Annotated in this window: 19 protein-coding genes; 16 read left to right on the forward strand and 3 right to left on the reverse strand. The window is 71.9% G+C overall.

Translation table 11 applies throughout. The features are described 5' to 3' along the window. Positions 1–72 precede the first annotated feature (72 nt). Positions 73–2,187, forward strand: a complete 2,115-nt coding sequence (locus tag OG522_RS25225; protein ID WP_443074748.1) for a SpoIIE family protein phosphatase — start codon at positions 73–75, stop codon at positions 2,185–2,187. Positions 2,188–2,215: 28 nt separating this feature from the next. After that, a complete protein-coding gene (hemW, locus tag OG522_RS25230) occupies positions 2,216–3,448 on the forward strand; it encodes a radical SAM family heme chaperone HemW (protein WP_329465274.1) in 1,233 nt (410 codons plus the stop codon). Between the two features lie 135 nt (positions 3,449–3,583). Here hemW and OG522_RS25235 read toward each other — a convergent pair whose 3' ends face one another. Both OG522_RS25235 and OG522_RS25240 read right to left on the reverse strand, forming a co-directional pair. Next, the gene (locus OG522_RS25235) at positions 3,584–4,402 is read right to left on the reverse strand and encodes a DUF3097 domain-containing protein (RefSeq protein ID WP_329465275.1); all 819 of its coding nucleotides are present in this window, start codon (positions 4,400–4,402) and stop codon (positions 3,584–3,586) included. Between the two features lie 138 nt (positions 4,403–4,540). Further along, positions 4,541–5,263 (reverse strand): MBL fold metallo-hydrolase, encoded by a 723-nt coding sequence (locus OG522_RS25240; RefSeq protein WP_329465276.1) that lies wholly within the window; start codon positions 5,261–5,263, stop codon positions 4,541–4,543. A gap of 156 nt (positions 5,264–5,419) precedes the next feature. Between OG522_RS25240 and hrcA the strand changes: the two genes are divergently transcribed. The 8 genes from hrcA to OG522_RS25280 all read left to right on the forward strand — a co-directional run bounded on the left by hrcA (position 5,420) and on the right by OG522_RS25280 (position 13,061). Then, the gene (gene hrcA / locus OG522_RS25245) at positions 5,420–6,439 is read left to right on the forward strand and encodes a heat-inducible transcriptional repressor HrcA (protein ID WP_329465277.1); all 1,020 of its coding nucleotides are present in this window, start codon (positions 5,420–5,422) and stop codon (positions 6,437–6,439) included. Beyond that, on the forward strand, positions 6,440–7,576 hold the full coding sequence (gene dnaJ, locus OG522_RS25250) for a molecular chaperone DnaJ (protein ID WP_114035367.1): 1,137 nt from the start codon (positions 6,440–6,442) through the stop codon (positions 7,574–7,576). A gap of 180 nt (positions 7,577–7,756) precedes the next feature. Beyond that, positions 7,757–8,848 carry a nitronate monooxygenase gene (locus OG522_RS25255; protein ID WP_329465278.1) on the forward strand — a complete coding sequence of 364 codons (1,092 nt, stop codon included), beginning with the start codon at positions 7,757–7,759 and terminating at the stop codon, positions 8,846–8,848. Next, complete coding sequence (locus OG522_RS25260) at positions 8,845–9,588, forward strand: 16S rRNA (uracil(1498)-N(3))-methyltransferase (protein WP_329465279.1); 744 nt, start codon at positions 8,845–8,847, stop codon at positions 9,586–9,588. Before OG522_RS25255 ends, OG522_RS25260 begins: the two co-directional genes overlap by 4 nt. Before the next feature lie 285 nt (positions 9,589–9,873). Beyond that, the gene (locus tag OG522_RS25265) at positions 9,874–10,377 is read left to right on the forward strand and encodes a hypothetical protein (protein WP_329465280.1); all 504 of its coding nucleotides are present in this window, start codon (positions 9,874–9,876) and stop codon (positions 10,375–10,377) included. Between the two features lie 322 nt (positions 10,378–10,699). Next, complete coding sequence (locus tag OG522_RS25270) at positions 10,700–11,059, forward strand: histidine triad nucleotide-binding protein (RefSeq protein WP_329465281.1); 360 nt, start codon at positions 10,700–10,702, stop codon at positions 11,057–11,059. A 41-nt stretch (positions 11,060–11,100) separates the two neighbouring features. Next, positions 11,101–12,012, forward strand: coding sequence for a ribonuclease Z (locus OG522_RS25275; RefSeq protein ID WP_329465282.1), 912 nt, complete (start codon positions 11,101–11,103; stop codon positions 12,010–12,012). A gap of 50 nt (positions 12,013–12,062) precedes the next feature. Next, positions 12,063–13,061, forward strand: coding sequence for an adenosine deaminase (locus tag OG522_RS25280; RefSeq protein ID WP_329465284.1), 999 nt, complete (start codon positions 12,063–12,065; stop codon positions 13,059–13,061). 78 nt (positions 13,062–13,139) lie between these two features. Here the strand turns inward: OG522_RS25280 and OG522_RS25285 are convergent, their stop codons facing one another. Next, positions 13,140–14,441, reverse strand: coding sequence for an MFS transporter (locus tag OG522_RS25285; protein WP_329465285.1), 1,302 nt, complete (start codon positions 14,439–14,441; stop codon positions 13,140–13,142). 295 nt (positions 14,442–14,736) lie between these two features. On the opposite strand from OG522_RS25285, the gene OG522_RS25290 reads away from it, so the two are divergent. The 6 genes from OG522_RS25290 (at position 14,737) to OG522_RS25315 (ending at position 21,754) form a co-directional block, all read left to right on the forward strand. Next, positions 14,737–16,056, forward strand: a complete 1,320-nt coding sequence (locus OG522_RS25290; RefSeq protein ID WP_329465286.1) for a glucarate dehydratase family protein — start codon at positions 14,737–14,739, stop codon at positions 16,054–16,056. A gap of 231 nt (positions 16,057–16,287) precedes the next feature. Beyond that, the gene (locus OG522_RS25295) at positions 16,288–17,337 is read left to right on the forward strand and encodes a carbohydrate kinase family protein (RefSeq protein ID WP_329467729.1); all 1,050 of its coding nucleotides are present in this window, start codon (positions 16,288–16,290) and stop codon (positions 17,335–17,337) included. A gap of 146 nt (positions 17,338–17,483) precedes the next feature. Further along, positions 17,484–19,598, forward strand: coding sequence for a PhoH family protein (locus OG522_RS25300; protein ID WP_329465287.1), 2,115 nt, complete (start codon positions 17,484–17,486; stop codon positions 19,596–19,598). 13 nt (positions 19,599–19,611) lie between these two features. Beyond that, complete coding sequence (gene ybeY / locus OG522_RS25305; RefSeq protein WP_329465288.1) at positions 19,612–20,112, forward strand: rRNA maturation RNase YbeY; 501 nt, start codon at positions 19,612–19,614, stop codon at positions 20,110–20,112. Continuing rightward, positions 20,109–21,404 (forward strand): hemolysin family protein, encoded by a 1,296-nt coding sequence (locus OG522_RS25310; RefSeq protein WP_329465289.1) that lies wholly within the window; start codon positions 20,109–20,111, stop codon positions 21,402–21,404. The genes ybeY and OG522_RS25310 overlap by 4 nt, the downstream gene beginning before the upstream one ends. Continuing rightward, positions 21,401–21,754: an MmcQ/YjbR family DNA-binding protein gene (locus tag OG522_RS25315; RefSeq protein WP_329465290.1), complete on the forward strand. Its 354-nt coding sequence runs from the start codon at positions 21,401–21,403 to the stop codon at positions 21,752–21,754. The genes OG522_RS25310 and OG522_RS25315 overlap by 4 nt, the downstream gene beginning before the upstream one ends. The last annotated feature ends 3 nt before the right edge of the window (positions 21,755–21,757 follow it).

A 21,757-nucleotide genomic window follows, 5' to 3' on the forward strand; every position in this document is an offset into this window, starting at 1 on the left:
GCTCCGAAGCCCGGACCCAGCCGTCGTCTGCCGACGGCATAGCACTGTCTCTGTTCATGTGGGCCCACTTCGATGACTCGGCTCCAATGGGCCCGCTCAGTCTGTCACTGTCCCGATGCTGTGAGCGGTGCAATGCGAGAACCCGTCAGGAGCGGCATCGTGGGATCCTTTCCAGGGCCGCGGGAGGGCCCGAACCGCCTGGTCCCGCCGCCCGGCTCCGACGAGCCGGGCGAAGCCGAGGCGCTGTCCGACGTATCCGCCGCGCCGGGACCGCGGGCATCCGCCCAGGCCTGCCCGACCGGTCCCGCCGCGCCAGGACCGCGGGCCGCCGCCGACGCCTGCCCGACCGCCCGCACCAGTCTGCCCGGCGACGCGCTCGCCCCCGGCGCCGCCCGGCGCTTCATCAGGGCCGTGCTCGCCGACTGGGCCGGGCTCGGCCCGTCCGCCGCTGGTCAAGTCCCGCCGATATCCGTCGAGTTCGGGTCCGAGGCGGCTGTCGTCGTCAATGAACTCGTCACCAACGCGGTCGTCCACGCGGGCACCACGGTCGAGCTGCTGTGCCGTCTGGAGAGCGGCGGCGCCACGGAACCCGCCGCTCTCGTCATCGAGGTCTGCGACCACCACCCCTCCCGTGCGGTACGCGGCGCACCGCGGCGGGCCCGCGAGGATCTCACCGCGTACGAGTCCGGGCGCGGCCTGCACATCGTCGCCGCCCTCGCCGAATGCTGGGGGGTCACGTACCGCACCGGGCGCAAAACCGTCTGGGCCCGCCTCCGCGTCGACGTCGGCGAGCCTTCGGAACCGCGACGAGGCCACCGCGACGAAGTGCTCCAACGCGGCCTGCACGCCGCCGGGATACTGGCCCCCGCCCCTTGCCGCGCCCCACGTGGTCCCGACCGGGACTGGATCCACCGAGGCGCGCTCTCCTTCCTCGCCGAGGCCTCCGACCTGCTGGCCGGACAGTTCGACGAGGACCTGATCGCGGCGCTCGCCGGACAGCTCCTGGTGCCCCGGCTCGCCGACTGGTGCGCCATCTGGCTCGACGAGGAAGCGGGCGGCCCGCTTCTCGCGCCCCGCCTGGCCCGGGTCTGGCACGCGAAGGAGGCGGCCATCGAACCGCTGCGGGCCGCCGTCGAGAAGGAACCGCCGAGGCTGCCCGCCGCCGCGCGCGGCGGGCCGGTGCCGATGCCCTGGCCTGCGGCCGCCGAACTCGGCACGGACGGCGCCGCGTTGGCGTACCGCCTGGTCGCGGGCGGTCGCGACGTGGGCGCCCTGCTCATCGGCCGCGCCGGCGTGACGCACATCCCCGGCGAGATCACCGGCCTGATCGAGGACTTCGTGCGCCGGGTGGCCCTCGCGATCGGCGCGGCCCGCAAGTACACCCGGCAGGCCACCATCAGCAGGGTGCTCCAGCGCGGCCTGCTGCCCAGCCGGGTCGCCGAGATCCCCGGCATCGACAGCGCCTTCGTGTACGAGCCGAGCAACGAGGCACTGGCGGGCGGCGACTTCTACGACGTGTTCCCCGGCACCGACGGACGCTGGTGCTTCGTGCTCGGCGACGTCCAGGGCAGCGGCCCCGAGGCCGCCGTGGTGACCGGCCTCGCCCGGCCCTGGCTGCGGCTGCTCGCCCGCGAGGGGTACGCGGTGCACGAGGTGCTCAACCGGCTCAACCAGCTGCTAGTGGACGACGCCACCGAGGCGGCCGGGGCGGCGGTCCACCTCGCGACGGCGGGGCCCGCAGCGGAGGCCGACGGCCCGCAGTCCCGCTTCCTCTCCCTGCTGTACGGCGAGCTGGTGCCGGACGCCGGCGGCGGCTCGGTGCGCTGCACCCTGGCCAGCGCCGGACATCCGCTGCCCCTGCTGCTGCGGCCCGACGGCTCGGTGCGGGCGGCCGCGGTCCCGCAGATCCTGCTCGGCGTCATCGAGGGGGCGCGCTACGAGAGCGAGAGCCTCGACCTGACCCCCGGCGACACCCTGCTGTGCGTGACGGACGGGGTGACCGAGCGGCGCTCGGGACCGCGCCTGTTCGACGACGCCGACGGGCTCGCCGTGGTCCTGGCCGGGTGCGCCGGCCTGCCCGCGGCCGCGGTGGCGGGGCGGATCAAGCAGGCGGTGTACGAGTTCGGCGACACCCCGCCCGCCGACGACCTGGCGCTGCTCGTGCTCCGGATCGGGGCCGGGCGATGAAGCCCCGCGCGTGCCGGACAATGGGGGCATGCCTTCCGTACTGCCCGATGGTGAGCCCATGCCCGAGGACGGGTCACTGCCCCGCCATGCCCTGGAGGGCGCCGGGGAGCGGCCGCTCGGGTTCTACCTGCACGTTCCGTACTGCGCGACGCGCTGCGGCTACTGCGACTTCAACACGTACACGGCCAGTGAGCTGGTGGGCAAGGGCGGCGTCCTCGCCTCCCGCGACAACTACGCCGACATGGTCGTCGAGGAGATCCGTCTCGCCCGCAAGGTGCTCGCCGACGACCCGCGACCGGTGCGCACCGTGTTCGTCGGCGGCGGCACGCCCACCCTGCTCGCCGCGGGCGACCTGGTGCGGATGCTCGCGGCGGTACGCGACGAGTTCGGCCTGGCGAAGGACGCGGAGGTCACGACCGAGGCGAACCCCGAGTCGGTGGACCCCGCGTATCTGGCCGAGCTGCGGGCCGGCGGCTTCAACCGGGTCTCCTTCGGCATGCAGAGCGCCCGTCAGCACGTCCTGAAGGTCCTGGACCGCACCCACACGCCCGGCCGCCCCGAGGCGTGCGTCGCCGAGGCGCGGGCGGCGGGCTTCGAGCACGTCAACCTGGACCTGATCTACGGCACCCCGGGTGAGAGCGACGAGGACTGGCGGGCCTCGCTCGCGGCGGCCGTCGGCGCCGGCCCCGACCACATCAGCGCGTACGCCCTGATCGTGGAGGAGGGCACCCAGCTCGCCCGGCGGATCCGGCGCGGCGAGGTGCCGATGACGGACGACGACGAGCACGCGGACCGCTACCTCATCGCCGACGAGGTGCTGTCGGCCGCCGGGTTCGACTGGTACGAGGTGTCGAACTGGGCCACCACCGGGGCCGGCCGCTGCCTGCACAACGAGCTGTACTGGCGCGGCGCCGACTGGTGGGGCGCCGGTCCGGGCGCGCACAGCCACGTGGGCGGGGTGCGCTGGTGGAACGTGAAGCACCCGGGCGCGTACGCGGCGGCGCTGGCGGCGGGGCGCTCGCCGGGCGCGGGCCGGGAGGTCCTGGCCGCGGAGGACCGCCGGGTGGAACGCATCCTCCTGGAACTCCGCCTGCGCGAGGGCTGCCCCCTGACCCTGCTGCACCCGGCGGGCCTGGCGGCGGCGCGGCGCGCGGAGGAGGAGGGGCTGCTTGACGCGGCGTCCTTCGCGGCGGGGCGGGCCGTTCTGACCCTGCGCGGTCGGCTTTTGGCGGATGCGGTGGTTCGGGACCTGGTGGACTGAGCGGGGCGGGGGTGGCTGCTCGCGCAGTTCCCCGCGCCACTAACCCCGCCTTCGGCCTCGGGCCGTGCGTGGCTCTCGCGCAGTTCCCCGCGCCCCTTAAGTAGCCCGTTTTCGGCCTCGGGGCGTGGGGGAGGGCTACGGCGCGGTCACGAAGTCGATCAGGTGCTCCACCGAGCCCAGCAGCGACGGATCCAGGTCCTTGTACGACCGCACCTTCGACAGGACGTGCTGCCACGCGGCGCCCGTGTTCTCCGGCCAGCCAAGCGCCCGGCAAACGCCCGTCTTCCAGTCCTCGCCGCGCGGCACCCGCGGCCACCCCGCGATGCCCACCGAGGACGGTTTCACCGCCTCCCACACGTCGATGTACGGGTGGCCGACGATCAGAACGTCCGCGTCCGTCACCGACGCCGCGATGCGGGACTCCTTCGAGCCCGGGACCAGGTGGTCCACCAGGACACCGAGGCGGGCGTCCGGGCCGGGGGAGAACTCGGCGACGATCGCCGGGAGGTCGTCGATGCCCTCCAGGTACTCCACGACCACGCCCTCGATGCGCAGGTCGTCGCCCCACACCTTCTCCACCAGTTCCGCGTCGTGGCGGCCCTCGACATAGATCCGGCCCGCCCGCGCGACCCGGGCCCGCGCGCCCGGTACCGCCAGCGATCCGGACGCGGTGCGGGCGGTGCGGGCCGGGGCGGCCGCGGAGGGGCGTACGAGCGTGACCACCTTGCCCTCAAGAAGGAAGCCGCGGGGCGCGAGCGGGAAGACGCGGTGCTTGCCGAAACGGTCCTCCAGGGTGACCGTCGGCCCCTCGGCCGTCTTCTCGCAGCGGACCACGGCTCCGCAGAACCCGGTGGAGACCTCCTCCACGACGAGATCGGCCTCGGCGGCGACCTCGGGCGCGGGGGTCTGCTTCTTCTTCCAGGGGGGCGTCAGGTCAGGGCTGTAGCTGCGCATGGCCTCATTATTCGGGGCGGTTGGGCGAGGGGCGCTTGCGGCCGGGGGTCCGGGGGTTGACCCCCGGGGGATGCAGCCAGGGGGGGCGTGAGATCGGGGCTGTATCTGCGCATTCGCATGACAATACGGCTGAGCGGGCTACGACATGCCGAATCTCGCGGCGAGTTGGTCGCGCTGGGCGCGCACGAACGCCGCGTCCACCGCCGCCCCGTGCCCGGGTACGTACACCGCGTCCTCGCCGCCCAGCGAGAGCAGCCGGTCCAGGGCGGCCGGCCAGCGCGAGACCACCGCGTCGGGCCCCGCCTGCGGCTCGCCCGACTCCTCGACCAGGTCGCCGCAGAAGACGACCTCGGGCCACCCGCCACTCGCGGGGACCAGGACCGCGAGGTCGTGCCCGCTGTGACCGGGCCCCACGTTGGCGAGCAGCACCTGGCGGCCGCCCAGGTCAAGGGTCCACTCCCCGCACACCGCGTGGTGCGGCCGGACCAGCACGTCGGCGGCCTCGGCGGCCGCTTCGTCGGACACGCCCTGGCTCACCGCGTCGGCGCGCATCTCGTCGCCGTCCAGGGCGCGCTCGATCCCGACCGCTCCGTACACCTCGGCGCCGGCGAAGACCGCCGTGCCCAGGACGTGGTCGAAGTGCGGATGGCTGAGTGCGATGTGGGTCACTCTGCGGCCGAACAGGGCCTCCGCCTGGGCCCGGAGTTCGGCGCCCTCCTGAAGGGTCGAGCCCGTGTCGTAAAGGAGGAGTCCGTGCTCTCCGGCGACGAGTCCGGCCGTGGCGTCCCAGCCGGGCAGGCGTCTGCGGCCCACTCCGTCACCCAGCCGCTCCCAGCCGAAGTCTTCCCAACTGACGTCCATGACGCGACGCTATCCGCAATCGGCCGGTGACGTCGCACGGTAGCGTGGTCGGCCGCCCTTGCTAGGGGCGTACCGGTCGGCCGTACACTGGCCGGGGGATTGCTGGCACTCGAAGACAGTGAGTGCCAAAACGGACGGCAACTGGAGGTGTGCGCGGTGCTCAGTGAACGCAGGCTCGAGGTGTTGCGCGCCATCGTCCAGGACTATGTCGGCACCGAGGAGCCGGTGGGGTCCAAGGCCCTGACCGAGCGGCACGCACTGGGCGTCTCGCCGGCGACCGTACGCAACGACATGGCCGTACTGGAGGAGGAGGGCTTCATCGCCCAACCCCACACCAGCGCCGGCCGGATCCCGACCGACAAGGGCTACCGGCTCTTCGTCGACCGGCTCGCGGGCGTCAAGCCCCTGTCGTCGCCCGAGCGCCGGGCGATCCAGAACTTCCTGGACAGCGCCGTCGACCTGGACGACGTCGTCGCCCGTACGGTGCGGCTGCTCGCGCAGCTGACCCGGCAGGTGGCGGTCGTGCAGTACCCGTCGCTGACCCGCTCGACCGTGCGTCATGTGGAGCTTCTCTCACTCGCCCCGGCCCGGCTGATGCTGGTGCTGATCACCGACACCGGGCGGGTCGAGCAGCGCATGGTCGACTGCCCGGCGCCGTTCGGCGAGGCCTCGCTCGCGGACCTGCGGGCCCGGCTCAACGCACGGGTGGTGGGACGCCGCTTCGCGGACGTACCGCAGCTGGTGCAGGACCTGCCGGAGTCCTTTGAACCGGAGGACCGAGGAACCGTTTCGACGGTCCTCGCCACCCTCCTCGAAACCCTGGTCGAAGAGACCGAGGAGCGGCTGATGATCGGCGGCACCGCCAATCTCACCCGCTTCGGACACGACTTCCCGCTGACCATCCGGCCGGTGCTGGAGGCACTTGAGGAGCAGGTCGTGCTCCTCAAGCTGCTCGGCGAGGCCAAGGAATCAGGCATGACCGTACGCATCGGGCACGAGAACAACGCCCATGAAGGACTGAACTCCACGTCCGTCGTATCGGTCGGCTACGGTTCCGGCGGCGAGGCGGTCGCCAAACTCGGCGTGGTCGGACCGACCCGCATGGATTACCCCGGAACGATGGGAGCGGTACGCGCAGTGGCACGTTACGTCGGACAGATCCTGGCGGAGTCGTAAGTGGCCACGGACTACTACGCCGTACTCGGCGTGCGCCGCGACGCATCACAGGACGAGATCAAGAAGGCCTTCCGCAGGCTGGCCCGCGAACTCCACCCGGATGTGAATCCGGACCCGAAGACGCAGGAGCGCTTCAAGGAGATCAACGCCGCCTACGAGGTCCTCTCCGACCCGCAGAAGAAGCAGGTCTACGACCTCGGCGGCGATCCGCTGTCGTCGTCGGGCGGCGGCGGGGCCGGAGGCTTCGGAGCCGGTGGCTTCGGCAACTTCTCGGACATCATGGACGCCTTCTTCGGCACGGCGTCGCAGCGCGGACCGCGCTCGCGCACCCGCCGCGGCCAGGACGCCATGATCCGCCTGGAGATCGACCTCAACGAGGCGGCCTTCGGCACCACCAAGGAGATCCAGGTCGACACCGCAGTGGTGTGTACGACCTGTTCGGGCGAGGGCGCCGCTCCCGGTACATCCGCGCAGACCTGTGACATGTGCCGTGGCCGCGGCGAGGTGTCCCAGGTCACCCGGTCCTTCCTGGGCCAGGTCATGACCTCGCGCCCGTGCCCCCAGTGCCAGGGCTTCGGCACCGTGGTCCCCACCCCGTGCCCGGAGTGCGCGGGCGACGGCCGCATCCGGTCGCGCCGCACCCTCACGGTGAAGATCCCGGCCGGTGTCGACAACGGCACCCGGATCCAGCTCGCGGGCGAGGGCGAGGTCGGCCCCGGCGGCGGCCCTGCCGGCGACTTGTACGTGGAGATCCACGAGCTGCCGCACGACGTGTTCCAGCGCCGCGGCGACGATCTGCACTGCACGGTCACCATCCCCATGACGGCGGCGTCGCTCGGCACGAAGGTGCCGCTCCAGACGCTCGACGGCATGGAGGAGGTGGACATCCGGCCGGGCACCCAGTCCGGCCAGTCCATCCCGCTGCACGGCCGCGGCATCACGCATCTGCGCGGCGGCGGCCGGGGCGACCTCATCGTCCACGTCGAGGTCCTGACCCCGAGCAAGCTCGACCCCCAGCAGGAGGACCTGCTGCGCCAGCTGGCGAAACTCCGCGGTGAGGAACGCCCCACGGGCCAGTTCCAGCCCGGCCAGCAGGGGCTGTTCTCGCGTCTGAAGGACGCGTTCAACGGGCGCTGAGCCGACAACGAAGAGGGGCCGGGGTACAACACCCCGGCCCCTCTTCGTGCTCCGGGGGTCCGGGGGGCTCCGGGGCTCCGGGAGTAAGAACCGGACGCCGTCGACGAGGGTGGCCGACCTCACGACCCCGGGCGGAAGAGGCGATTCGGTGCGAGAGCCCCCACATGGCACCATGCGAGCATGGCTTTGACCGATCTCTGCCGGTATCCGATCGTGCAGGCGCCCATGGCGGGCGGCGCCTCCGGTCCGGCACTGGCCGCAGCCGTCTCCGAGGCCGGCGGGCTCGGATTCCTGGCCGCCGGGTACAAGACCGCCGACGGCATGTACGAGGAGATCAAGCAGGTGCGCGGGCTGACGAACCAGCCCTTCGGAGTCAACCTGTTCATGCCCCAGGACCCGCACACCGACCCCGCCGCCATCGAGGTCTACCGCCATCAGCTGGCCGGCGAGGCCTCCTGGTACGAGACCCCGCTGGGCGACGCCGACGCCGGGGGCGACGACAACTACGAGGCCAAGCTGGCGATCCTGCGCGAGGACCCGGTGCCGGTGGTGTCCTTCACCTTCGGCTGTCCCGAGCGCGCGGTGTTCGACGCCTTCGCGAAGGCCGGTACGTACACGATCGTCACCGTGACCACCCCCGAGGAGGCCCAGGCCGCACAGTGGGCCGGGGCGGACGCGGTGTGTGTGCAAGGCGTCGAGGCGGGCGGCCACCAGGGCACCTACCATGACGATCCGCAGACCGGCGGGGCGGCCATCGGACTGCTCACCCTGATCGCACTCGTCAAGGAGACGGTCCAGCTGCCGATCGTCGCGGCGGGCGGCCTGATGCGCGGCGCGCAGATCGCGGCGGTCCTTGCGGCGGGCGCGGAAGCGGCGCAGCTCGGCACGGCGTTCCTGGTCTGCCCGGAGTCGGGCGCGAACGTCCTGCACAAGCAGGCGATGACCAACCCCCTTTTCGTGCGCACGGAGTTGACGAGGGCGTTCTCGGGGCGGCCCGCGCGCGGCCTGGTGAACCGTTTCATGCGGGAGCACGGGCCCTACGCCCCCGCCGCCTATCCCCAGGTGCACCAGCTCACCGCGGGCCTGCGCAAGGCCGCGGCCGGGGCCGGTGATGCCCAGGGCATGGCGCTCTGGGCCGGGCAGGGCCACCGGCTCGCCCGGGAGCTTCCGGCCGCGCGCCTTGTCGAGGTGCTGGTCGGCGAACTCGACGCCGCGGGCGCCGAGTTGACCGCGACACTGCAGAATCTGAGGAACATGAGGAGTACGCCATGACCGCCCCGGTCTTCGTCGTCGACAAGGTGCCCGGCGGCGGCGAGTTCGTCCTGGACGGGGCGGAGGGCAGGCACGCCGTCTCCGTCAAGCGGCTGCGCGCGGACGAGGAGGTGACCCTGACCGACGGCGCCGGGAACTGGGCGGACGCCGTGGTGGTGGCGGCCGAGGGCAAGGACCGCCTGACCGTGCGGATCACCGGGTGTGAGACCGAGGACGAGCCCGCGGTACGAATCACCGTGGTGCAGGCGTTGCCCAAGGGTGACCGGGGCGAGGTCGCCGTGGAGACGATGACCGAGACGGGTGTCGACGCGATCGTGCCGTGGCAGGCCGCGCGCTGCATCACCCAGTGGAAGGGCGAGCGCGGCCTCAAGTCCCTTGCGAAATGGCGCAGTACGGCCCGGGAGGCGGGCAAGCAGTCGCGCCGGGTGCGCTTCGTGGACGTACGCGAGGCGATGACCACCAAGCAGGTGGCGGCGCTGCTGGCAGGCGCCGACCTGGCGGTGGTCCTGCACGAGGACCCCGCCCACACCTCGGGTGCCCTGGCCACGGCCGACCTGCCCGAGCGCGGCGAGATCGTCCTGGTGGTGGGCCCGGAGGGGGGTGTCTCTCCGGAGGAACTGGCCACGTTCACCGACGCCGGCGCGAAACCGTACCGGCTGGGCAGCAGCGTGCTGCGCACGTCGACGGCGGGCACGGTGGCGGCGGCCCTGCTGATGGGACGTACGGGGCGCTGGTCGTAGCGCCGGAGGCGCCCGCGGGGTGACGAGGCCCCGCGGGGTGAAGTGGCCCCGGCGGCAGTGAAGAGGGCGTGGCGGGGAAGTGGCGTCGGCGGGTGAAGAAGGCCCGGCCGGGGGACGAAGTGGCGCCTGCGGGCGAAACCCGGGCTCTCATGGGGCCCTCTCGCCGCCTGGGCCCCGGGGGAGTTCGCGGAACGGAGACCCGTGCCGCCCGGCGCACCCGGGACGGACGGGAGTTGGCCGCAAGGGGTCTACCGCGCGCGGGGCCACGCTGGCACCCTGACCCTCATGGGGGCAACGAGATCGCACCGCTCGGTACTCGCGCTGGCCGCCGCGGCCCTGACGACGGCGGGAGTGGCGGCCTGCGACCCCGTCGGCGGGCTCGACTCCGCCACCGTCGCGATCACCACGGACCAGACCGCGACCACCGCCCTGGAACACCAGCACGTAAACGTGCAGTGGCTGACCTGCAACGCGAACCTCAACGGCGCCGCCGGCGCGACCCCTTCGGCGGGCAGCACCACCAAGCAGGTCGCCGATGTCAGCTGCCAGGGCGAGACCAAGGACGGCAAGCGGATCACCGTCGACGGAAGGGTCACGCAGGAGGTCCAGGGCCGCTGTGTCAAGGGCGACCTGACGGCCAAGGTCGCAGGCAGGACCGTCTTCCGCGTCAGTGCCCTGGGCAATTGCGACGCCCCCGCCCCGACCACGGGCCCCTCGGCCCCCGGCCCGCGCGGCAACCCCACGGTCACGGTGACCGTCACGGTGACGGAGTCCTTCCGCGGCAAGTAGCCCCGACCCGGGGCACATCGCACCCCCTCGCCCTATGGCGGGTGGCTCGCGATCCGGGCCATACGGCCCCCTCCGCCTTCTTGTCGGGGGCCCCGACCCGGGCACATCGGCACCCTTCTCGCTTCATGGCGGGCGGCCCGACCCGGGCACATCGGCCCCCTCGCCTCATGGTGCGAAGCCCATGGCGGACGACCCCGGCGTCCGGCACACCGCCCCCGGCGCGCCCGGTCGAGCGTGTCGAGCAGGGGGCGCGGGCGCCGGGTGGGCGCGAAGCTCAGTAGCATGCGGTCAACTGATCGACGCGACGTAGGAGGACTGGACCGTGGCCGGAGAGCCGCAGGCCGACTGCCTGTTCTGCAAGATCGTCTCGGGCGATGTCCCGGCGACCGTGGTCCGGGAGACCGAGACGACCGTTGCCTTCCGCGACATCAACCCCCAGGCGCCGACCCACGTCCTGGTCATTCCCAAGGTCCACTACCCGGACGCCGCCGCGCTCGCCGCCGCCGAACCGGCGGTCCTCGTGGACGTGGTGCGCGAGGCCGGGGAGGTCGCCCACGAGGACAAGGTGGACGGGACCGGCTACCGGGTCGTCTTCAACACCGGCAGCGGCGCCGGGCAGACCGTCTTCCACGCCCATGCGCACGTCCTGGGCGGCCGCGGCCTCCAGTGGCCGCCCGGCTAGCGGGGCGCACAGGCAACCACCGGACGAACAGGCGATCAACCGTGTCCGTACGTGAATTGGTGGTGCTCGGCACCGCCAGCCAGGTTCCCACCCGGCACCGAAACCACAACGGCTATCTGCTGCGCTGGGACGGCGAGGGCATCCTCTTCGACCCCGGCGAGGGCACCCAGCGGCAGATGCTGCGGGCTGGGGTCGCAGCCCACGACATCAACCGGATCTGCGTCACACACTTCCACGGCGACCATTCGCTGGGCCTGGCCGGGGTGATTCAGCGGATCAACCTCGACCGGGTCCCGCACCCCGTCACCGCGCACTACCCGCTCAGCGGCGAGCACTTCTTCGAGCGACTGCGGTACGCCACCGCCTACCGCGAGTCCGTGCAGCTCGTGCAGCAGCCGGTCGCGGGCGACAGGGCGGTGCCGGCCACGACGGCCTCGTACACCCTGGAGGCCCGCAGGCTGTCGCATCCCGTCGAGTCGTACGGCTACCGGATCGTCGAACCGGACGGCCGGCGGATACTGCCCGCGCTGCTCGCCGAGCGCGGCATCAAAGGCCCCGACGTGGGGCGCCTCCAGCGCGAGGGCGAGCTGAACGGCGTCACCCTGGACGAGGTGAGCGAGATCCGGCGCGGGCAGCGGTTCGCGTTCGTCATGGACACCCGGCTCTGCGCGGGCGTGACCGAGCTCGCGGACGGCTGCGACATGCTGGTCATCGAGTCGACCTTCCTCGACGGTGACCTCCAACTGGCCGAGGATCACGGTCACTTGACGGCGGGTCAGGCGGGTGCGGTGGCCCGTGACGCCGGTGTGCGCCACCTCGTCCTCACCCATTTCTCGCAGCGGTACTCCGACCCCGAGGAGTTCGAGCGGCAGGCACGCGCCGCCGGATTCGAGGGCGAACTGACCGTCGCCGCCGACCTGGTACGGGTCCCGCTGCCAAAACGCACCCCCTAGCCCCACCCCCTTGCTCCACCCCCTGGCCCCACCCCCTGGAAAGTCCCCCCATGCCCCTCCCCAAGGCCGAACTCCACCTCCACATCGAAGGCACCCTCGAACCAGAGCTGGCCTTCGAGCTGGCCGCGCGCAACGGCATCGAGCTGCCGTACGCCGACACCGAGGCGCTGCGCAAGGCGTACCTCTTCGAGGACCTGCAGTCCTTCCTCAACCTGTACTACTCGCTGATGACGGTGCTGCGGACCGAGGACGACTTCGCGGCGCTCGCCGACGCGTATCTGACCCGGGCCGCCGCGCAGGGCGTGCGGCACGCCGAGATCTTCTTCGACCCGCAGGCGCACATCGCGCGCGGAGTGGCGATGGGCACGGTGGTGGAGGGCCTGTGGCGGGCCCTGTCCACCAGCGAGGAGCGCCACGGCGTCTCCACCCGGCTCATCCTCTGCTTCCTGCGGGACGAGTCCGCGGAGTCGGCGATGCTCACGCTGGAGGCGGCGCGGCCGTACCTGGACCGGATCACGGCGGTCGGGCTCGACTCGGCGGAGGTCGGCCACCCGCCGGCCAAGTTCCGCGAGGTGTACGAGGCGGCGGCCGCGCTCGGGCTGCGGCGGGTCGCGCACGCGGGGGAGGAGGGGCCACCGGAGTACATCACGGAGGCGCTGGACCTCCTCGGGGTCGAGCGCGTCGACCACGGCTTGCGAGCCCTGGAGGACCCGGCGCTGGTCGCCCGCCTGTCCCGCGACCGGATCCCGCTGACGTTGTGCCCGCTGTCGAACGTCCGCCTGCGGGCCGTCGACACGCTGGAGGAGCATCCGCTGCCCGCGATGATGGAGGCGGGCCTGCTGTGCACGGTCAACTCCGACGACCCGGCGTATTTCGGGGGCTATGTCGGCGACGCGTTCCACGCGGTGCACGAGACGCTGGGTCTCGACCGGGAGCGCCTGAGGGAACTGGCGAGGAACTCCTTCGAGGCGTCGTTCCTGGAGGACGCGGAGGGGCTGCGGGAGCGGTACCTGGCGGAGGTGGAGGCGTACGACTTCGACGCGGAGTAGCTCCGCGGGGTGGGGCGCGGAGGGTGCGGGGGTGCGGGGGTGCCCCGCGCCCCCGCACCCTTTGATCGGGTAAGGGAATCAGGACGCCAGGACCTTGCGGCGGCGCCTGGCTCGTGAGCCGATCGGGATCTCCGCCACCTCCTGCTCGGGCACACCGATCTGCGGCAGCAGCGCTGACGACGCCCCCGCCCGCCCGGCGACCACCGCCGCCGGCGCACCACCGCGCCGCCGAATGGACCCGGGAACCAGTGGCCGTCCAGCCGTGTGCAGCGCCACCGCGGCCATCGGCGCCGCGATCAGGAGCAGCAGCGCGCACAGCACGAGCCCCATCACCCGGTACCCCGCGTACTGCGACAGCAGGCTGCCGGTGACCGGCCCGCAGGCCACCCCCAGCGAGGACGCCGACCCGGCGAGCACCGCCCAGCGCCCGCGGGGGTCGAGCGAGGCGGACAGCCCGATCAGGTAGGACAGCACGACCGGGTAGAAGACGTTCCAGAGGATCTCGCCGCTCGCGAACGACACGAGCCCGTGCGCCGACGAACTCGCCACGATGCAGCACGCGATGACCGCCGTACCCGCCCCGATCGGCACCGCCCGGCCGAGCCGGGCCCCGAGTGCCCCCGCGCCGAGCACCCCGAGCAGCCCCGCGCCGAGCGCCACCGCGAAGACCATGCCCACGGTGACCTCGCTCAGACCGGCCTGGGTGAGCCCGATCCGCCCGCTCACTCCCCACAGCGCGTTCTGCGCGAGCGACCAGCAGAGCATCGTCACGGCCAGCACCGTGCCGGAACGGCGGTGCGGGAGATCGGCGCCCACCGCCTCCACCGGACGGCTCGCGGCGCCGTACGCACCCGGAAGCCGCCCCGCGGCCGGCCATACCAGCGCCGCCACCACCGCGATCGCGGCCAGCGGGGTCGCGTGGCCGCCGCCGAGGTGCGGGATCGTCAGATAGAGCGCGCCCGCGGTGGCGGAGACCGAGAGCAGCCCCAGCGTGGACGCCCGGTGCGGGTCGCGCTGGGCGGCGATGCCGGCCGCGGCCACCGCCGTCGCCGTGCCCGAGCCGAGGCCGCCGACGATCGCGCCCGCGACGACGAGCGGGACGAGGGTGGTCAGCGCGGCGGCACCGTACCCGGTGATCGCGAGGAGCAGGCCGAGTCTGGCGAGGCGGCGCGGCCCGTGCCGCTCGACCTGCGAGGCCAGCGTGAAGCCGGCCGTCGCCGAGCTCAACAGCAGGGTGGAGCCGACCAGTCCGGCCGCGGCGGGAGAGAGTCCAAGGCCCGCCGAGAGACGGCCGACGACGGTGGGAAGGAGGTATGCGGCGAGGTAGCCGGCGGTGAAGACGGCGACCAGGGGCCAGGCGGCACGAGGGCGTGCGGACATGGGCGTTCCAAGGAACAGTGCCCGTGGGGCAGGGAGGTCAAAGAGGGGGGATGCGCCCGGTGTTGTGTGGAACGCGGCCCAATTTGTATCAAGCGCCCCGAGTGCGCGAAAAGCCGAGAGGGTGTGATCTGGGTCACGTTTCGTTTGGGGTGGATTCCCGTCGGGTAGACGAGCGAATTTCATGCGGGGGAAGGGAGTTGGGGCGACCCGGCCGGGGTCCCGGACTCTTGACGTCGTCGCGTTCACATACCTAGTCTTCATTTCTATGGATGGACAATCGAATGAGTGGGACGGCATGCCGCGTACCGGCGCGCAGAGGTCATGGGCCCGCCGGATCGCCGAGGTGCGCCTCACTCCCGTCCTCATCTCCGACCCCCCGCTCCTCAACGTCCAGGGCGTGCACCAGCCCTACACCCCCCGGCTGGTGGTCGAGGTTGTCACCGCCGACGGGGTGACCGGGCTCGGCGAGACATACGGCGACACGAAGTACCTCGAACTCGCCCGCCCCTATGCCGCCGCCCTGGTCGGTCACGACATCGCCGATCTCAACCAGTTGTTCACGCTAGTGAACAAGATCGGAGTCGATGGCTCCCGGGTCGACACCTCGGTCGACGTGGGCGGGCTGCGTGGCGTCCAGACCGCCGACAAGCTGCGCCTGTCCGTGGCCTCCGCCTTCGAGGTGGCCTGCCTGGACGCGCTCGGCAAGATCCAGGGCGTGCCCGTGCACACGCTGCTCGGCGGCAAGGTGCGCGACAGCGTGGAGTACAGCGCCTACCTCTTCTACCGCTGGGCCGAACACCCGGGCGGCGCCGGGCAGAAGGACGGCTGGGGCGCGGCCCTGGACCCGGCCGGGATCGTTGAGCAGGCCCGCCGCTTCGTGCGCGAGCACGGCTTTCGCTCCTTCAAGCTCAAGGGCGGTGTCTTCCCGCCCGAGCAGGAGGTGGCCGCGATCCGCGCGCTGGCCGAGGCCTTCCCCGGCCACCCGCTCCGGCTCGACCCCAACGGCGGCTGGACCCCGCGGACCTCGCTCCGGGTCGCCGCCGACCTCGCGGACGTACTCGAATACCTGGAGGACCCGGCGCCGGGCACGCCCGCGATGGCCGAGGTGTCACGGGGTACGTCGGTCCCGCTCGCCACCAACATGTGCGTGACGACCTTCCCGGAGATCAGGGAGGCGTTCTCGACCGACGCCGTCCAGGTGGTCCTGTCCGACCACCACTACTGGGGCGGGCTGCGCAACACGCGTGAACTCGCCGCGATCTGCCGGGTGTTCGGGGTGGGCCTGTCCATGCACTCCAACACCCACATGGGGATCAGCCTCGCCGCGATGACCCACGTGGCGGCGACCGTCCCCAACCTCGACTACGCCTGCGACAGCCACTACCCCTGGCAGACGGAGGACGTGATCACCGCCCGCCACACCTTCCGCTCGGGCCGCCTGCCCGTCGGTGACGCCCCCGGCCTCGGCGTCGAACTCGACCGGGAGGCCCTCGCCCGCCTGAACCGGCGCTGGCTGGACGACGACGGTGCGCTGCGGGACCGCGACGACGCGGCGGCGATGCGCAGGGCGCCGGGACACGAGCACTGGACGACTCCGGCGCTGCCGCGCTGGTAGGGAGGCCGGAGCGCCGGGCGGGCCGCCGCGCGCGTACATCGGGCAGACTTGCCAGATCTGTACGCGAACGGAGAGCCCGCCGTGACCACACCACCCAGCAGAGAGCAGCCGCCCCGCCACTCGCACCACACGTACTCCCCGGCCGGTTCCGCGGACGAACGTCAGCACCTCGCGGGCACCGACACGCCCGCCGAGCGGCGGCCGTCCTCCCGCCTCGACCCGCTCGACGGGCTGCGCGACCCGCGCGACCCGCCCTGCGACGTCTTCCTGACCGGCACGGTCTTCCTCGACATCATCTTCACCGGGCTCGACTCGGCCCCGGTGCGCGGCACCGAGTCCTGGGCGCGCGGCATGGGGTCGAGCCCCGGTGGCGTCGCCAACATGGCGACCGCGCTCGCCCGCCTCGGCCTGCGCACCTCGCTGGCCGCGGCCTTCGGCGACGACCACTACGGCGAATACTGCTGGGACGCGCTCGAACAGGGCGAGGGCATCGACCTGTCCCTGTCGCGCACCGTGCCCGGCTGGCACTCGCCGGTCACCGTCTCCATGGCGTACGAGGGCGAACGCACGATGGTCTCGCACGGCCACGAGGCCCCCCACGAGCTCTCCGCGCCCAGCTGCCCGCCCCGCGCCCGAGCCGCGGTCGCCTCCCTGGAGCCCGGCCGCCACGAGGAGTGGATCGCGGACGCCGCGCGAACCGGTGCGCGGATCTTCGCGGACGTGGGCTGGGACGACACCGGCCGCTGGGACCTGGCGGGCCTCGCCGACCTCGAACACTGCGAGGCGTTCCTGCCCAACGCGGCCGAGGCGATGCGCTACACCCGTACCGACTGCCCGCGGGCCGCCGCCCGAGCCCTGGCCGACAAGGTGCCGCTCGCGGTGGTCACGCTGGGGCCCGAGGGGGCGTACGCGGTGGACGGGGCGAGCGGAGAGACCGCCGACGTGCCCGCGATCGCCGTCGAGGCGCTCGATCCGACCGGGGCGGGCGATGTGTTCGTCGCGGGGTTCGTCACCGGCACCCTGGCCGGCTGGCCGCTCGCGGACCGGCTCGCCTTCGCGGGGCTCACGGCCGCGCTGTCGGTCCAGGAGTTCGGGGGCTCGCTGTCGGCGCCGGGGTGGGCGGAGATCGCGGGGTGGTGGGAGCGGATCCGCACCTACGAGGCCCAGGACCCCTCGGCCCTGCGCCGCTACGCCTTCCTGACCGACCTCCTGCCGGGCGCGGCCCGAACCTGGCCACTGCGCAGGGCGGTCCCCACGATCGGCTTCCGCCGCCCCGCCTGATGCCGCCCGGCCTGATGCCGCCCCCCAGACCGGGGTGGAAAACCCCTCGGCGTGCCACGCGGCAAGTCGTACGCTTGGGTATCCAGAGGCTCTCGAGCAGCGAGAACCCTGCAACGGGAGGTATGTGCAGGCCACAGAGCCGGCCCATGACTCAGACACCCACACACCCGCAGGCGCACGCCCAGATCACCATCCCGGCCAAGCACCCCATGGTGACCATCCTGGGTTCGAGCGATTCCTTGCTGCGCGTGATCGAAACGGCCTTCCCGTCGGCCGACATCCACGTACGGGGCAATCTGATCAGCGCTGTGGGAGAGGCGACGGAAGTCGCCCTCATCCAGCGCCTGTTCGACGAGATGATGCTGGTGCTCCGCACCGGGCAGCCGATGACGGAGGACGCAGTGGAACGCTCGATCGCCATGCTCCGGGCGAACGGTGGGGCAAACGGCGGTGACGGCAACGGTCACCACGAGACGCCCGCCGAAGTGCTCACCCAGAACATCCTCTCCAGCCGCGGCCGCACCATCCGCCCCAAGACCCTCAACCAGAAGCGGTACGTCGACGCGATCGACAAGCACACGATCGTGTTCGGCATCGGTCCCGCGGGCACCGGCAAGACCTATCTCGCCATGGCCAAGGCGGTCCAGGCCCTGCAGTCCAAGCAGGTCACCCGGATCATCCTGACCAGGCCGGCCGTGGAGGCCGGCGAGCGGCTCGGCTTCCTGCCCGGCACGCTCTACGAGAAGATCGACCCGTATCTGCGCCCGCTCTACGACGCCCTGCACGACATGCTCGACCCGGACTCGATCCCGCGGCTGATGGCGGCGGGGACGATCGAGGTGGCGCCGCTGGCGTATATGCGCGGCCGCTCGCAGCCCGTCTTCACGAACGTCCTCACGCCAGACGGGTGGCGCCCCATCGGGGACCTTCAGGTGGGCGACCTGGTCATCGGGTCCAACGGCGAGCCGACCCCCGTCCTCGGCGTGTACCCGCAGGGTGAGAAGGACATCTACCGCGTCTCGGCCCAGGACGGTTCGTGGACGCTGTGCTGCGGCGAGCACCTGTGGACGGTCAGGACGCGCGACGACAAGCGCCGCGACAAGCCGTGGAGGGTCCTGGAAACCCAGGAGATGATCGGGAACCTGCGTGCGGCCCATGCCCGGCGGTTCGAGTTGCCGATGCTCACCGCGCCGGTCAGCTTCCCGGAGCGCGAAGTACCCATGGACCCGTATGCGCTAGGACTGCTCCTCGGTGACGGTTGCCTGACGGGATCCACCACTCCGTCCTTCGCCACCGAGGACGCCGAGCTCGCTCAGGCGTTGGAGGCTGCCCTCCCGGGAGTCTCCGTCCGGCACAAGGGCGGCCCCGACTACGTTCTCAACAGGGTGAAGTCGCCCGGCGGCGTGGTGACCCTGGAGAACCCGGTGACCGGCATGCTTCGCGAGCTGGATTTGGTCGGCACTCGCGCGCACTCCAAGTTCGTGCCGAACGACTATCTGTACAACACGGCAGAGGTCCGCCTTGCTGTCCTCCAGGGCCTGCTCGACTCCGACGGCGGCCCCGTCACGCAGAACGACCGCACATGCCGCATCCAGTACTCGACCGCATCGATCGTCCTGCGGGACGACGTCATTGCGCTCGTCCAGTCCCTGGGCGGTGTCGCCTACACCCGGCGCCGACCGGCCGAGGGGCGGAAGCAGGGCAGTGCCCTGGCCGCCCACCGATACGACTCCCACGTTGTCGACATCCGTCTCCCCGAAGGCATCGAGCCCTTCCGCCTCGCTCGCAAGCGCGATGCGTACCACGCGGCCGGAGGCGGCGGGCGTCCGATGCGTTTCATCGACGCGATCGAGCCCGCAGGCCGCGAGGAGGCGGTCTGCATCCAGGTGGCGGCGGAGGACTCGCTGTATGTCACGCAGGACTACCTGCTGACGCACAACACGCTCAACGACGCGTTCATCATCCTCGACGAGGCGCAGAACACCAGCGCCGAGCAGATGAAGATGTTCCTCACCAGGCTCGGCTTCGATTCGAAGATCGTCATCACCGGCGACGTCACCCAGGTCGACCTCCCGAACGGGACGAAGAGCGGTCTGCGCCAGGTCCAGGACATCCTGGACGGCGTGGATGACGTGCACTTCTCCCGGCTCACCTCGCAGGATGTCGTACGGCACAAGCTCGTCGGCCGTATCGTCGACGCGTACGAGAGGTACGACAGCCGGCCGGACCAGAACGGTCAGGGCGGCCGAAACGGGAAGTAGAGCAGAGCGCACCATGTCGATCGACGTCAACAACGAGTCCGGAACCGAGGTCGACGAGCAGGCGATCCTCGACATCGCCCGCTACGCGCTCACGCGGATGCGGATCCACCCGCTCTCCGAACTCTCGGTGATCGTCGTGGACGCCGAGGCCATGGAGCAGCTGCACATCCAGTGGATGGACCTGCCGGGCCCCACCGATGTCATGTCCTTCCCGATGGACGAGCTGCGGCCGCCGACGAAGGACGACGACGCGGAGCCCCCGCAGGGGCTCCTCGGTGACATCGTCCTGTGCCCCGAGGTCGCCAAGCAGCAGGGCGAGGACGCCGAGACGCGGCACTCCATGGACGAGGAGCTCCAACTCCTCACCGTCCACGGGGTGTTGCACCTGCTCGGCTACGACCACGAGGAGCCGGACGAGAAGGCCGAGATGTTCGGTCTCCAGGCGGCGATCGTCGACGGCTGGCGCGCGGAGAAGGGCCTGACGGGTCCCTCCCCGGCGCCGACCGTCTCATGACCGGGCAGCTGATCGCGGGGGCCGTCGCGCTGGTTGTCGTCGCCTGGCTGGCGGCCTGCGCCGAGGCGGGCATCGCCCGCATCTCCTCCTTCCGCGCGGACGAGGCGGTGCGCACCGGCCGGCGCGGCAGCGCCAGGCTCGCCGAGATCGCCGCCGACCCCACGCGCTACCTCAACGTGGCCCTGCTCGTCCGGGTCGCCTGCGAGATGGCGGCGGGGGTCCTCGTCACGTACGTGTGCCTCAACGAGTTCGGCGAGACCTGGACCGCGCTGCTCGTCGCGATCGCGGTGATGGTCCTCGTCTCGTACGTCGCCGTCGGCGTCTCGCCCCGCACCATCGGGCGCCAGCACCCGCTGAACACCGCGACGGTGGCCGCGTACGTGCTGCTGCCGCTGGCCAGGATCATGGGGCCGATCCCGCAGCTCCTGATCCTGCTCGGCAATGCGCTGACCCCCGGAAAGGGCTTCCGCAAGGGCCCGTTCGCCTCCGAGGCGGAGCTGCGGGCGATGGTCGACCTCGCCGAGCAGGAGTCGCTGATCGAGGACGACGAGCGCCGGATGGTGCACTCGGTGTTCGAGCTGGGCGACACCCTGGTGCGCGAGGTCATGGTGCCGCGCACCGACCTCGTCTGCATCGAGCGGTACAAGACGATCCGCCAGGCCCTCACCCTCGCGCTGCGCTCGGGCTTCTCGCGCATCCCGGTGACCGGCGAGAACGAGGACGACGTCGTCGGGATCGTCTACTTGAAGGACCTGGTGCGCAAGACGCACATCAACCGGGACTCCGAGGCCGACCTGGTGTCCACCGCGATGCGGCCCGCCGCCTTCGTGCCCGACACCAAGAACGCCGGTGACCTGCTGCGCGAGATGCAGCAGCAGCGCAGCCACGTTGCGGTCGTCATCGACGAGTACGGCGGCACCGCGGGCATCGTCACCATCGAGGACATCCTGGAGGAGATCGTCGGCGAGATCACCGACGAGTACGACCGCGAACTGCCGCCGGTGACCGAGCTGGCGGACGGCTGCTTCCGGGTCACCGCCCGGCTCGACATCGGCGACCTGGGCGAGCTGTTCGGGTTCGACGAGTTCGACGACGAGGATGTCGAGACGGTCGGCGGGCTGCTCGCCAAATCGCTCGGCAGGGTGCCGATCGCGGGTGCGTCGGCGGTGGTGGAGCTGCCGGACGGCCGGGAGCTGCGGCTGACCGCCGAGTCCCCGGCCGGTCGCCGCAACAAGATCGTCACCGTGTTGGTGGAGCCGTCGAAGGCCGGAGAGAAGGAGGGCGCGGAGTGACACCGCAGCAACTGAGGGCGTTCTGCCTGGAGTTCAACGCGACGACCGAGGAGTTTCCGTTCAACCCGGAGACCTCGGTCTTCAAGGTGCTCGGGAAGGTGTTCGCGCTGAGCGCCCTTGACGGGAAGCCGCTCAGCGTCAACCTCAAGTGCGACCCGGACGACGCGGTCAGGCTGCGCGAGGAGCACGCGGCGATCGTGCCCGGCTACCACATGAACAAGCGGCACTGGAACACCGTGAACGTGGCCGAGCTCCCGGACCGGCTGGTCCGGGAGCTCATCGAGGACTCGTACGACCTGGTGGTCGCCGGTCTGCCGAAGGCCGAGCGGCTCCGGCTCGACCGGGCCTGACTC

Origin of the sequence: Streptomyces sp. NBC_01431, from assembly GCF_036231355.1 — a bacterium.
Classification (GTDB): Bacteria; Actinomycetota; Actinomycetes; order Streptomycetales; family Streptomycetaceae; genus Streptomyces.